Origin of the sequence: Coprococcus aceti, from assembly GCF_025567285.1 — a bacterium.
Taxonomy (GTDB): Bacteria; Bacillota; Clostridia; order Lachnospirales; family Lachnospiraceae; genus Coprococcus; species Coprococcus aceti.
Genome location: NZ_JAOQJT010000001.1, coordinates 218,133 through 232,146, shown reverse-complemented (window position 1 = coordinate 232,146; position 14,014 = coordinate 218,133). Strand labels below are relative to the sequence as shown.

General features: G+C 43.9%; 8 protein-coding genes. All 8 read left to right on the top strand.

Features of this window, described 5'->3' with window-relative positions; genetic code table 11:
* Positions 1-41: 41 nt before the first annotated feature.
* A complete protein-coding gene (locus tag OCV54_RS01100; protein ID WP_242859617.1) occupies positions 42-1,343 on the top strand; it encodes an ABC transporter substrate-binding protein in 1,302 nt (433 codons plus the stop codon).
* 115 nt (positions 1,344-1,458) lie between these two features.
* Entirely contained in the window at positions 1,459-2,445 is a 987-nt protein-coding gene (locus OCV54_RS01095; RefSeq protein ID WP_015534456.1) for a carbohydrate ABC transporter permease, read from the top strand.
* Between the two features lie 15 nt (positions 2,446-2,460).
* Positions 2,461-3,303: a carbohydrate ABC transporter permease gene (locus OCV54_RS01090; protein ID WP_004852646.1), complete on the top strand. Its 843-nt coding sequence runs from the start codon at positions 2,461-2,463 to the stop codon at positions 3,301-3,303.
* Between the two features lie 235 nt (positions 3,304-3,538).
* Positions 3,539-4,243 (top strand): hypothetical protein, encoded by a 705-nt coding sequence (locus OCV54_RS01085; RefSeq protein ID WP_055145898.1) that lies wholly within the window; start codon positions 3,539-3,541, stop codon positions 4,241-4,243.
* Positions 4,244-4,316: 73 nt separating this feature from the next.
* Positions 4,317-6,509, top strand: coding sequence for an alpha-galactosidase (locus OCV54_RS01080; RefSeq protein WP_055222359.1), 2,193 nt, complete (start codon positions 4,317-4,319; stop codon positions 6,507-6,509).
* A gap of 153 nt (positions 6,510-6,662) precedes the next feature.
* Complete coding sequence (locus tag OCV54_RS01075) at positions 6,663-11,963, top strand: fibronectin type III domain-containing protein (protein WP_055222358.1); 5,301 nt, start codon at positions 6,663-6,665, stop codon at positions 11,961-11,963.
* Between the two features lie 194 nt (positions 11,964-12,157).
* Positions 12,158-13,204 (top strand): RNA polymerase sigma factor, encoded by a 1,047-nt coding sequence (locus tag OCV54_RS01070; protein WP_262563201.1) that lies wholly within the window; start codon positions 12,158-12,160, stop codon positions 13,202-13,204.
* A gap of 156 nt (positions 13,205-13,360) precedes the next feature.
* Complete coding sequence (locus tag OCV54_RS01065; RefSeq protein ID WP_055222356.1) at positions 13,361-13,867, top strand: fibronectin type III domain-containing protein; 507 nt, start codon at positions 13,361-13,363, stop codon at positions 13,865-13,867.
* Positions 13,868-14,014: the final 147 nt, after the last annotated feature.

The window sequence follows — 14,014 nt, the reverse complement described above, 5'->3', positions numbered from 1 at the left end:
GTCGTAAATCCTGCCGGTGATGTAAAAAGGAGGAAGGTTTTATGAGAAGAACAATGAAGAAAGCTGTAGCAGTAGGGCTTGCAGCAGCAACAGCATTTTCACTGTGCGCATGTGGCGGCGGTGATGGAAGCAAGGGTAGCAGTAAGGATGCACTTGAGGTGGTTATCTGGGATAACAATCAGCAGAAGGGTCTGCAGCAGATATGTGATCTCTTCACAGAAGAGACAGGAATCAAGGTTGATGTACAGGTTAAGGAGTGGGATTCATACTGGACACTTCTTGAGGCTGGAGCATCAGGTGGAGATATGCCGGATGTATTCTGGATGCACTCCAACAACTCACAGATGTACATGAAGAACAACAAGCTCTTAAAGCTCGATGACTACATTGAGAAGAGCGATAAGGTTGATATGAGCAACTACATGTCAGAGATCACAGAGCTCTACACATATGATGGCTCATATTACGCAGTACCAAAGGATTACGATACAATCGCTCTCTGGTACAACAAGAAGATGTTTGATGATGCAGGACTTTCTTATCCAGATGAGACATGGACATGGGATGACCTCTATGATGCAGCTAAGAAGCTTACTAATGGCGATCAGTACGGTTTCTGTATGAACACATCAAACGATCAGGACACATACTACAACATGGTTTACTCAATGGGCGGTTACATCGTAAATGACGATCACACAAAGTCAGGATATGACGATGCCAACACTATCAAGGCTATGGATTATGTAGGAAAGCTCCTCAAGGATTGCTGCCCACCGGCAACAACAATGTCAGAGACAGGTACAGACGTTATGTTCCAGTCAGGTACAGTAGCAATGATCACACAGGGTTCATGGATGACAGCAGGATTCCTTGACAACGAGTATCTCGTTGAGAACTGTGACGTAGCAATTCTTCCATACGACAAGACAACAGGTATGAGAACTTCTATCTGTAACGGACTTGGATGGGCTGCATCAGCAGACACAAAGAGACCAGATGACTGTTGGAAGCTTATCGAGTGGTTAGGTTCAAAGGAAATGCAGGAGAAGCAGGCTGAGCTCGGTGTAACAATGTCAGCTTACAACAACACATCAGATAAGTGGGTTAACTGCACAGACAAGTTCAACCTCAACGCTTACCTTGATATCACAAAGGATTCAACAGTTTCAGGTGTTACAAATGAGCTCGTGCTCAGACCTTACACATACAATTCAACAGTATGGTCACAGGCAGCACAGACATTCTTCGCAGATGCATGGGCAGATCCATCAAAGATGGAGCAGTCATGTAAGGACTTCGCAGTTCAGATGAACCAGTACATCGATGAGGAAGACAAGTAATCCTACAGAGCATTTATAAGATAACATAACAGTGGGTAGGATGAAGGTCCTGCCCATTGCTTACCAGAAACAATGGGGTGTTAATTACAGTATAAATGATAAGAGGAGGGATTTTATGTCAGATAACAACAAGAAAGTTGAAGAAAAAGCGGCTGAGATAATTCAGGCTACAGAGACACAGACAGTTAAGCCGGCAGCAGCAGAAGATAAAGAGTTCAAGAAAAAGAAGTCAACAACATGGGAAAGAAACCAGCGCAAATGGGGCTGGGCATTCATCCTCCCAACAATGATAGGAATCATCGTACTTAACTTATGGCCTATAGTACAGACAATATATCAGTCATTCTGCAAGGTCGGTTCATTCGGAGATTCATCATTTGCAGGATTTGCAAATTACAAGAAGATGTTTGCTGACCCTGAGGTATGGCAGTCACTTCTCAATACATTCAAGTATGCGATCATTGAGGTTCCATTCTCAATCGCCATCGCACTTATACTTGCGGTATTCCTGAATCGCAAGATGCACGGAAGAACAATATACAGAGCAATATTCTTCCTGCCAATGGTAGTTGCACCTGCAGCTGTAGCCATGGTATGGAGATGGTTATACAATTCACAGTTCGGTCTGTTAAACCACATCCTCGGTACAAAGATCGAGTGGATATCCAATCCAAAGATCGCATGGATCTCAGTTGCGATCATCGGTGTATGGTCGATCATTGGTTACAACATGGTTCTGTTCCTTGCAGGACTTCAGGAGATACCTAAGGATTACTACGAGGCAGCGGATATTGACGGAGCATCAGGAGTAAGAGCATTCTTCAAGATTACTCTTCCACTTCTCTCCCCTACAGTATTCTTCGTACTCGTAACAAGAGTAATCGGAGCACTTCAGGTATTCGACCTTGTATACATGGTAATGGATATTTCCAATCCGGCCCTCAAGAAGACAGAGTCCATCGTATATCTGTTCTACCAGTACTCATTCCAGAATGGTAACAAGGGTTATGGATCAGCAATAGTAGTTCTTCTTCTCGCAGTCATCATGGTACTTACAGTATTCCAGATGATCGGTCAGAAGAAGTGGGTTCATTATAACTAGGAAGGGGGAATCGATATGACAAGAGGCGTACAGTTTAAGAGAAGAATGCAGAGATTATTGATTCACCTCATTCTGATCATATTCTCAATCATTATGATAGTGCCATTTGTATGGATGACACTCACAGCATTTAAGACAGTAACAGAGGCAACTTCGGTAAGTCCATTCGTAATATTCCCATCACAGTGGCGTACAGACGCGTTCACTACTGTTTGGAATAACATGAACTTCCTTGTTCTCTACAAGAACACATTACTGCTCATATTCTTCAGAGTTGTGTGTGCATGTCTCACAGCAACACTCGCAGGATATGCATTTGCAAGACTTAAGTTCAAGGGCAGAGACTTTATGTTCTCCCTGATACTTTTCCAGATGATGATTCCTTCACAGATATTCATCATCCCACAGTTCCTGATGATCAGTAAGATGGGCATGACAAATACAATGTTTGCTCTGGTATTCCCGGGAATTGTAACAGCGTTCGGTACTTTCCTGCTCAAGCAGGCTTACATGGGACTTCCTGGAGATCTCGAGGAGGCAGCGAGACTTGACGGATGTAACATTCCAAAGACATTCGTGTTTGTCATGGCTCCGCTTGCAAGATCATCGATGGTTGCCCTCGGTATATTCACAGCAGTGTTCGCATTCAAGGATCTGATGTGGCCACTGGTTGTAAACAGCAGTGCAAACAAGATGCCGCTCTCAGCAGCTCTTGCAACAATGCAGGGACAGTATCAGTCCAATTATCCACAGCTGATGGCTGCATCTCTTATATCATGTATACCAATGATCGTTATATACCTGATATTCCAGAAGCAGTTCGTAGAAGGTATCGCAACATCAGGTGGAAAGCTCTAAAGAAAGTTAAAGAAGATATTATATATGACCACAGGGTGACGTCAGTTACTGACGCCACCCTTGTGAAATATATCGTAAATACGAAGTATTTACGATGCTGCAGACGCCGCGCGAAGCGCCTCTCATGCGTCTGTTCCAAAATATATCGTAAATACGAAGTATTTACTATGCCGTGGACGCCGCGCGAAGCGCCTCTCACGCGTCCACTCAACACAGAAACAAAAGGAGGACGTCTATGAGAAAGCCGATAATCACGGAAGAAGAAAAACAGAAGATCAAAGAGATGGACTCCACCCGCAAAAAAATAGGATATATCTGGGATTATTACAAGCTTTGGATAATCGGTGCGGTCGTTCTCGTGGGACTTGTAGTGTATTTCACTGTTGTGTTTGCAACGAGGGAGGACAAGCCGATACTGGATGTCGTCCTTGTGAACAACTACGATGATGTTTCAGAGGACTGCAGGCTGACACAGGGATTTGTGTCGTATGTAGGGGAAGAAAATCTCCCGGGAAGGGTTACGTTTGACAACAATGCATTTTTTAATCTGGCAAATAACTCAGATTATAAGAACAGTTACTATATGAAGGTGCTGGCATACCTTGAGGCGGACACTGCTCAGGCAGTCTTGTGCCAGTATGACAATCTCATAGGTCTGGCGAAGAGCGGCAGACTTGCAGACCTGTCGGATGAGAAGGTCGGCGATATATATGATAAGTATAAGGATAGGATAATTTATTACGAGGATGAAGAGGGGAAGAAGATACCTGTCGGAATAGATGTATCTGAAGGATACAAGGCGGCAGGACTTACTGAGTACACAGATGGCAAGGCATATATTGGATTGTCAGCATATGCGGCGGATTATGGATATGTGGAGAAATTTGTGGACTACATGGTGGAACTTGGAATACAATCCGGCGGAGCTGGTTGTAGATAAATTATGAGGAAAGACCAGTCAAATGAAATTTGGCTGTAGAGAAACTGGAGATCACGAAAAGGAGGACTTGGGCATGGCAATATTGATAAATGAAGAGAAAAAGCTTTTCACATTGAACACCAAAAATACTACATATCAGATGAAGGTGATCGACTATGGGTATCTGGCTCATCTGTATTATGGCAAGAAAATGGACGGGGATATGTCATATGTCATAACTCATTACGATAGAGGATTCTCAGGCAATCCTTATGAAGCACAGGAGCACAGAGAATTCTCTCTGGACAACATTCCACTGGAATATAGCTGCTACGGCAACGGAGATTTCAGGACTCCGGCATTCAACATAAAGGACATAGAGGGAATACATGGATGTGATCTCAGATATGTTTCATATGAGGTGATGGACAGTAAGTATAGTCTCAAGGGACTTCCTGCTGCTTACACAAATGACGGCGAGAAGGGTGAGACCCTTAAGATCGTTCTTCAGGATCCTCAGGTGGGAGTGGAGGTTGATCTTCTGTATGGAATTATAGAGGATAAGGATCTGATCACAAGATCAGCTATAATCAGAAATATAAGCGATGCGGATATATTTGTGGCAAAGGCATCAAGTGTGAGCCTGGATTTTGTGACAGGTGATTATGATCTCATCCACTTCCACGGAAGACATGCTATGGAGCGCATGTATGAGAGAGAAGCTATAAATCATGGTGTGAAGAAGATCGGAAGCACAAGGGGTACATCAAGCCATCAGCACAGCCCATTTGTGGTTATAGCAGGCAAGGATGCGAATGAGGATGCAGGTGACTGCTATGGAATCTCACTTCTCTACAGCGGAAGCTTCAACTGTGAGGTTGAGAAGGATCAGACAGATCAGGTGAGACTCAATATGGGTGTTCAGGATGAGATGTTTGAGTATGTGCTCTATCCTGAGAGCGAGTTTGTGGCACCTGAGGTAGTTATGGTTTATTCACCTGATGGATTTGCCGACATGTCACACAAGATGCATGATGTTGTGAGATACAATATCTGCCGCGGTGAGTACAAGACAAAGAGAAGACCTATTCTCATCAACAGTTGGGAGGCAGTATACTTCGACTTCAACGGTGATGATATAGTTAATATAGCAAAGCAGGCTTCAGAGCTCGGCGTTGAGATGCTGGTTCTGGATGACGGCTGGTTCGGTGTGAGAAATGATGACAAGTCAGGTCTCGGCGACTGGTTTGTAAATGAGGATAAGATGGGCGGCCCTATGGCTGATGTTGTCAAGAGGGTTAAGGATCTCGGCATGAAGTTCGGTATCTGGATCGAGCCTGAGATGGTATCTGAGAAGAGTAACCTGTTCAAGGAGCATCCGGATTATGCTTTTGTGATCCCTGGAAGAAAGCCTGTCATGGGAAGAAGCCAGCTCAATCTGGACTTCTCAAGAAAAGAGGTCGTAAACTGCATATTTGACCAGATGACAGCAGTGCTGGACAAGATAGATGTTGATTACATAAAGATGGATATGAACAGAAGTATACTGAACGTATACTCCATGACCGAAGGAATCCAGAACAATGGAACTATCCTCTACAAGTATGTACTCGGTGTATATGACTTCATGGAGAGACTTCAGGCAAGATATCCAAAGATGTTCATCGAGGGCTGCAGCGGTGGCGGCGGAAGATTTGATGCCGGAATGATGTATTACACACCACAGATCTGGTGCAGTGATGATACAGATGCCATCTGCAGACTTGACATACAGTATGGAACTTCATTTGGCTATCCTATATCGGTGGTTGGTTCACACGTATCAGCGGTTCCAAATCATCAGACAGGCAGGACAACTCCATTCAATACAAGAGCCGTTGTTGCCATGGCAGGAAGCTTTGGCTACGAGCTTGATCTGAACAAGGTCAGCGATGAGGAGAAGGAAGAGGTAAAGGCTCAGGTAGAAAACTACAAGAAGTACTGGGATCTTCTTCATAATGGACTTTACTACAGACTGACGGATGCGGATAAGAGCAAAGGTGTAGCTGCATGGTCATTTGTCGCAAGGGACAAGTCAGAGACCCTTGTCAATATCGTGACGGTGGAGAGCTTCTGCAATGCCCCTGTACCTTTTGTCAGAGTAAAGGGACTTGATGTGGATGCCACATACGTTGACGAGGAGACCGGAGCAGAGTACAGCGGACAGGGACTTGACCAGATAGGACTTCCTGTACCACTCAAGTTCGGCGAGTACAATGCTTACCAGATCCATCTGGTTAGAAAGTAAAATTGCATAAGTGATATTGTGTTATTTATACATAATTATTAATTATATTGTATTAAATTACAGCTTCATGATAATATGAGGCTGTAATTTTTTGTGCTTATATATTCGGCATAAATGTGCTGAATATGTATGGGAGAAAAAGGGAGGTTACATATGAAATTGAAGGGGATAATGGCTGCGGCTGTAACTGTAGCCATGGTGTCGTCGTGCATTCATATACCGATGACGACTGCACAGGCACAGACTTTGCTGTCAAATATGACAGCGTATGCCGTACAGATGAATGAAGCTGAGATATCAGCAGCTACAGAGGATATTTCAGAGCTTGAGGGTGACTATGGGGTTGTGAACATAGTTAATGGCAAGGAGAGTAAAATATCATTTGTCACGGATGAGACAGGATATTATGAGATAATATTGCAGGGAAGCCAGTCACGGCTGATGCTTCAGGAGACCTTGTATAACAGTAAGAGTAAGCGCCTTGCTACAGGTAAAAAGGATGGCAGTGGATGCTGCAGGCTGGTATACAAGTGCACTGCGGGGGAGAAATACATTCTTGGGTCTAAGTATGCCCGTTCTTATACAGTTTCCGAAAGTGCAAATATAAGCGTGAGAAAGCTTCCGGATGTGGCGGCAATAAAAATGGTGCCGGATAATACAACGATACTGGAGGGAACACCAGACTCCATAACATCGGCGTACGCAACGGTAACCTATTCCGGTGGAAAGGTGCGCAGTTCAGGTATCAGCGGCTCAGACTGTAAGATAGATGGAGTTACATACAGTCTGTGGGTGAAGGATTCCAAGGGAAGTTATTATTATGAGGGCGATGAAGGGGATATGGTATCGTATGCGGATGCGGAAAAACTTCCGGCCGGTACGTATACTGTTCAGCTTACAGATAAAATGGATAGTGAGCCGAACCAGTCGACCAAGATATACGATTCGTACACTGCAAAGGTGCAGACTCCTGCTGAATATTTTGTAGGAAAAAGGAATATCAGTGAGACGGATACCTACGCATATGATACCAGGGTGGACGGTTACGAGTATTACAGATTTATACCATCTGCAACTGCTGACTTTGTGTTTGAAGTAGATAAATCATCAACTGCATTTATAGATGTATATGATTCGGACATGGCGGTGGTTGAGACCGATAATGACAGGTATTCATTTGTCAAGGGAAAGATCTATTATGTCAGACTTTCAGGAACAACGGATGATGACAATGAAACATTGAATGAGGTCAGGCTCAAGGCGAAGAAGTATGCGGCACCTTCAGGGGTGACATTGAAGCTGGCAAAGAGCGAATGGGCAGCAGGAACGCCGATAAGCTTCATGAATGGTGCGAGCAGTACAATAAAGTATAATGATAAGTCCACGGAAAGCATAGATCTGACCGGTGGAAGTGGATACAGTAATGGAAACAGATATACAGTATATTATTCGTCATCTGATGATAACTGGAAAGAGTACGAATATGAAAAAGGTGTAAATCTTTCAGAGGGCGAGTACAAAGTAGCTGTGGGATATGATGCGGCTGAGGAAGATCAGGAGCTGCTCGGCACGGCAGTGCTTAAGGTAGTGTCCATAGACAAGCTGAGCGCAGGACAGCTCTCCGAAGGTGACAACAATGTGAGTGTCGGAACGGATGAGTATGACAAGGCCTATTACAGTTTTGTCATGCCATTTGACGGAAGTGTGGTAATAGAAAGCGACAGTCCTTATTGTGTATATGAGTCCGGTGATGAGGGCCCGGTAGAGGTTACAGGAAAACTTACTGGAGGCAGCACTTATTACGTAGGCCTGTATAATGAGTTATCTACTTCCAAGACAAATGTGAGACTGAGCTTTATTCCGAAAGTGACAGATATGATTGCTGTTCCCGAGAACACAGATTTCATCAGAATGGGTAGCTACGATAAGGATATCAGCAGTTATGTAGATGGAACCAGAGTAAAGATCTCGTATGCTGACGGAAAAACAGAGGAGCTGGTGTTTGACGATTCGGACAGTGTGGAAACCTCCAGAGGAGACGAGGTACGTGCTGAGATAGTTACAGATATGGAAAATGAGTGCCCTGTCGGAGCGGCACAGATTAGGATATACACACTGTATAGTGAGGACTCTTATGCATATGACATAGAGATAAAGGATATAGAGGATGTTGCTGCCGGAAGTCTTGCGGAGGGCTCTAATCAGGTAAGCATGTCGGAGAATGGCAGTGCATACTATACGTTTAAGCCTTCGATATCTGCCAGGTATACATTTGCCCCAGTGGGCGGTATGGAGATCTACAGCAAGATCGACGCTGACGATGAGACAATGTATGATCTGAAGAAACTTAGTGTATCGGATGGCGAGGCTGCACTTGAGAGTGGCAATACATACTATATCTGTCTCGATGGCGGAGTAGAGGACAAGTGGGGAGATACGCAGACCAGTTGGAGCATGAATGTGACAAGGGGAGAAACTTTGTCAAATTCAAAGATCAGTTCATGGAAGCTGAGAGATAACAGAACCTATGAATTCCTTCCAGATATGAAATTATCAGGTATCAAAAACCTTCTGGATAGAGAGACTCTCCAGTTTGTATATGATGATGGCAGTGTAAAAGAGGCCAGTGTCGGTGACAGCGAGGATAATGAGCTGATCACGAGTACATGGTACAGATATAACGAGAAAACTGGAAAGTATGTCGAGATCGCAGGCTTTGGCAGCAGGGTTGATACTGGCAGATACATGGTTGAACTTGCAATCGCTGGTGCGGATGGCATGGATACGGTTGAGATACCATTTGCAGTGAAGACTGCACAGAGCATGAGCCTTGGAACATGGAACAGCTCAAAGACGCTTGATATTTCAGGCGACAGATATGTGCATATATATAAGGTAAGTGCCCAGGCGGGTTCGTATGTGGTATCCGCAGATGAGAAGATCGATGGCATCAGGATTTTGGATGCAAATGGAATAGAGATAACGACTAAAAACGTGGCTTATTCATCTGATGGATTTGGCAGTGCGGGATTTGACACAGCAGGCGGGGATCTGTATGTATGTGTGTATCCGGGAAAAAATGTAAATAAATGCGGCGTGACAATGAAGGAGATCGTCAAGGCTGTAAGCGTAAGCACAACCGTTTCTAAGACTGAATATCTGAGGGAATTTGATGAGCTTAAGGGTAGCATAAAAACCGTTGTCACATATTCTGATGGAAGCACCAGAACATTTGATGCGGATGACGATGATACAAGCTATACGATCACGAAAAACGGCAGGGTGAGCAGCTATTTAAGCATCGACACGATAACAGAACAGACCGGATCATATGAGATAATACCTTACATATGGGGAATGGCTGACGATTGTGAAGTTCAGGGAGCATCATTTGATGTCGTGGATCTGAATGTGGATGAGCTGGAGTACCTGATATCAGGTGAGCCTGCGGTGCTTTCAGGTGTTGAGAACACTGGGGATGTAAAGCTGTACAGATTTGATATTGCGTCAGATGGAGTGGTATCCCTTCAGAGACAGGGCTTTGAGCTTAAGGGTATATATACCATTGAGGATGATGGCAGCTTTTCAGATACATATAGCAGTGGAGATGCTTTCTCTCTGAAAAAGGGAAGCTATATTATAGCACTCTATGCGAGAGAGAAAGATGATCAGATAACATTTACATATCACGATTCGTATGTGACAGGTAATGGGAAAATAACACCGGGTCAGAAGACAACAGCGGATATAAGCTATGACGGAGAGGGCATCGAGTATGAATTTATCCCAACGGAGACCGGAGAGTACAGATTTACGGTGGACTGCGGAGATAATACAGTATACACCAGAATCTATGCTGATGGGGTTCTGGAAAAGACATACTCACGGAACGGCGGACAACTCATTATAGACAGGACATTTGAGGCGAACCGCAGTTATACATTCAGGATCAGCCTTGCGTCGCAGCAGACAGGAAGCGTGACGATCACTCCTGAGAAGGTGGAGGCAGAGGTAGAGAACGAGTACGATATCTCCGCTGTGAGCATATCAGGATGCAAGGTGAAGAAGACAGAGGACGGATACAGTGTAACCGGAGATATAGAGATAACATATGCAAATAATGAGAGCCAGAAGACACCATTTGTCAGCGGAAGATGGACTGATGCATATGGAAATATCATTCAGGGAATCATGTCTGTTGTGGAAAATGACACATACACAGATGTGACCCTGGATCTCAGATATAAGAATACGGGTTCATCAGAGTGGATATATGCTGAGTCAAAGACCCAGAAGTTTGGGGCTGGAGATGACGAGGGATGGATCATAACCAAGACTCCGACATGTACTGAGAACGGAGAGAAGACAAGGTACATTGAGGATGAGGATATATATGAGACCGAGGTGATCCCTGCTACAGGACACAGCTTCACAAAGTATGAGTCAGATGGAAATGCCACATGTTCGCAGAAGGGAACCAAGACGGCAAAGTGTGACAATAACTGCGGAGAAAAGGATACTATCATAGACGATGAGACCACAGTTCCTCACGATTATCAGACGGTGTGGACGGTTAAGAAAAAGGCATCACAGACCCGTGACGGATATAAGGTGCATGTGTGCAAAAACTGCAAGTCAGCCAGCAAGGAAACTCAGAGTATATACAGGATAAAGAGTATCAGGCTTGCATACAGCGCTGTTGAGTATGATGGTACAGCTAAGAAGCCTGCGGTAGAGGTCAAAGACTCAAAGGGCAGAAAGGTTGCCGCAGGAAATTACAGCGTTTCATATTCAAATAACAAGAATATCGGCAAGGCCAAAGTTGTCATCAAATTCAAGGGTGACTATGAAGGGGAGAAGACACTCACATTTGACATCAAGATGGGTGTGAGAAAAGTTGAGTCCATTGACAACACAGCAAATGGAATAAAGTTGAGCTGGAAGAAGTATAAAGCAGCATCGGGATATGTTGTTTACAGAGGAGTAAATGGAAAAGCATATACGATAGCAGGTGTTGTTCAGAATCCGGATACAACATCGTTCGTGGACGTCACAGCTAAAAATGTGGGTGTAAAGTATACATATAAGATAAGAACTTATAAGACATTTGGCGATGTGACATACAATTCGGCATTTGGCGGCGAGAAGACAGGAAGTTATGTACCTGCCGTGAAGCTGAAGAAATTCACAAGTGCATCGGCCGGAACAGCCAAGGTTACATATAATAAGGCAGCCAAGGCCACCGGATATCAGATACAGTATGCAGACAATGCATCGTTTAAATCTGCAAAGACGGCCAATGTAAACGGAGGTTCAGTTACAAGTAAGACCATCAAACGACTTACTAAGGGCAAGAGATATTATGTCAGAGTACGAAGCTTTAAGAAGATTGATGGTAAGGTTTACTATTCCGCATGGAGTGGAAAGAAATCGGTTGTAATAAAGAAGAGATAATATCAAAAGGAATAGAAGAATCCGCCATGGATACAATCTGTATCCGTGGCGGATTGTTTTTTATTCTGTGTGTTCATCATCATAACGCCTTTTATTACATAATAGCGAAAGAAAACAGGTAATAAAGTGTAAAAATTGAGGTAATGTGATGTTTTTGGTTGGACATGGCAGACATAAAATGCTACCATGATTCTATGGGAACATTATTGTTCCAGAGCAGCAAAAGGGATGAGCAGAATAAGGAGAGAAAGATGGACGAGAATAACGTAAATGGATTTAATGATATGGACGACGATGAGGACGAGGGAACTACTGTCCTCACGACTCCGGGAGTGAGCGCATTTTCTCCGGTGCAGAACAGTGCACAAGGGCAGCCGAACCCGGGTCAGCCACAGCAGAATCAGCAGCCGGGTGGATTTGGACAGCCGATGGGCGGACAGTATGGAGGATTTGGACAGCCACAGTATGGTCAGCCGCAGTACGGTCAGGGTCAGCAGTTTGGTGGAAATGTCCAGTCGACAGGTGGACAGTATGGAGGATTTGGACAGCCACAGTATGGTCAGCCGCAGTACGGTCAGGGTCAGCAGTTTGGTGGAAATGTCCAGCCGACAGGTGGACAGTATGGAGGATTTGGGCAGCCACAGTATGGGCAGCCACAGTACAGCCAGCAGCCGGGCATGACTCCGGGTGTTATGGAGCCGGGTAAAAAGGTGAACAAGAAGCTTATAGCAATAATAGGAGGAATCGCAGCGGCAGTCCTGATCGCGATAATAGTCGTTGTTCTGATCCTGGCGGGTGGTTCCGGTGAGAGAAGTGCCAAGAAGGTCGGAGACAAGCTGGTGACAGCCTATGAAAAAGGCGATGCCGATGCCATGGTTGATCTGATGGACAAGGAATATTACAAGCTGTATAACAGAATAAGAAGCTATACAGGCAGTGATGACTATGTCAAGGATACATTCAACGAGCAGGTCAGCGACATGGTAGATGAGGTAGGCAAGGTCAAGAGTATCAAGGTCGAGGACCGATCAGAGAAGGAATATGACGAGGATAAGCTTAAGGATGTAAATGATACATTTGACATGCTGGATGTCGACATGACGGTTGACAAGTGCTACGAGGTGGACCTTGATGTCAAGATAAAAGGATCTACTGACGAATCAGATGGCGAGATCATATACACAGTTATAAAGACTGGCGGTAAGTGGTATCTTGTAGACTATGATCTCTACGTATATTAGAAAATAAATCTCATGGATTGAGGATTGATTTCTCAGTTCATGAGATTTTTGTAAATATTAGATAAATACGAACGTGTTTTGTAGTAAATATGCATAAAAAACAAATTGTATTTGTATATGCATGGTGATAATATAAAAAACGTAAGAAATTTTTATATGTATCTTAATAATGGAGCTGGTGGATATATCGTATACAGAAAGGCTGGAAAGGGAAAGTACAGCAAGCTGGCCTATATAGACAAAAACACAATACTTAGCTATACAGATAAGTCAGCTAAAAATGGAACGGTATACACATATAAGATTGTTGCGTGCAAGACGGCAGGCAAGACAAGTTACAATGCGGCTGACAGCAATCAGAAAACCATTATGAGAATCACTTCGTCAAAGGTTACCAAGACCACGAACAAGGCAGGAAAGAAGATGACTGTTAAGTGGTCGGTAAATTCCAAGGTAGGAGGATATCAGATACAGTATTCTGTAAAGAGCAATTTTGCCAAGGCAAAGACTGTAAAAGTGACCGGAGCTAAAAAGTCAAATGTCACAATAGCAAAATTGGCTAAGAAGAAATATTATGTGAGAGTCAGAAGCTTCAAGAAGGTAGGAAAAACAACTTACTATTCTGCATGGAGCACAACAAAGAATGTGGTTATAAAGAAGTAGAATAGTAAATTATTTGCGCATATTGCGATTGACAAACCACAAATACTTGCTATACTAATGAATGGATAGGTTCAGAAATGGCTTATACAGGCGGGTTTCTGGATCATATAAGTTAAAAACGATGACAGAGACAGTACGGAGTCTGCG

Coding starts and splice junctions, on each gene's coding strand:
- OCV54_RS01085 (WP_055145898.1), top strand. CDS start 3,539: ATGAGAAAGCCGATAATCACGGAAGAAGAAAAACAGAAGATCAAAGAG.
- OCV54_RS01095 (WP_015534456.1), top strand. CDS start 1,459: ATGTCAGATAACAACAAGAAAGTTGAAGAAAAAGCGGCTGAGATAATT.
- OCV54_RS01070 (WP_262563201.1), top strand. CDS start 12,158: ATGGGAACATTATTGTTCCAGAGCAGCAAAAGGGATGAGCAGAATAAG.
- OCV54_RS01080 (WP_055222359.1), top strand. CDS start 4,317: ATGGCAATATTGATAAATGAAGAGAAAAAGCTTTTCACATTGAACACC.
- OCV54_RS01065 (WP_055222356.1), top strand. CDS start 13,361: ATGTATCTTAATAATGGAGCTGGTGGATATATCGTATACAGAAAGGCT.
- OCV54_RS01100 (WP_242859617.1), top strand. CDS start 42: ATGAGAAGAACAATGAAGAAAGCTGTAGCAGTAGGGCTTGCAGCAGCA.
- OCV54_RS01090 (WP_004852646.1), top strand. CDS start 2,461: ATGACAAGAGGCGTACAGTTTAAGAGAAGAATGCAGAGATTATTGATT.
- OCV54_RS01075 (WP_055222358.1), top strand. CDS start 6,663: ATGAAATTGAAGGGGATAATGGCTGCGGCTGTAACTGTAGCCATGGTG.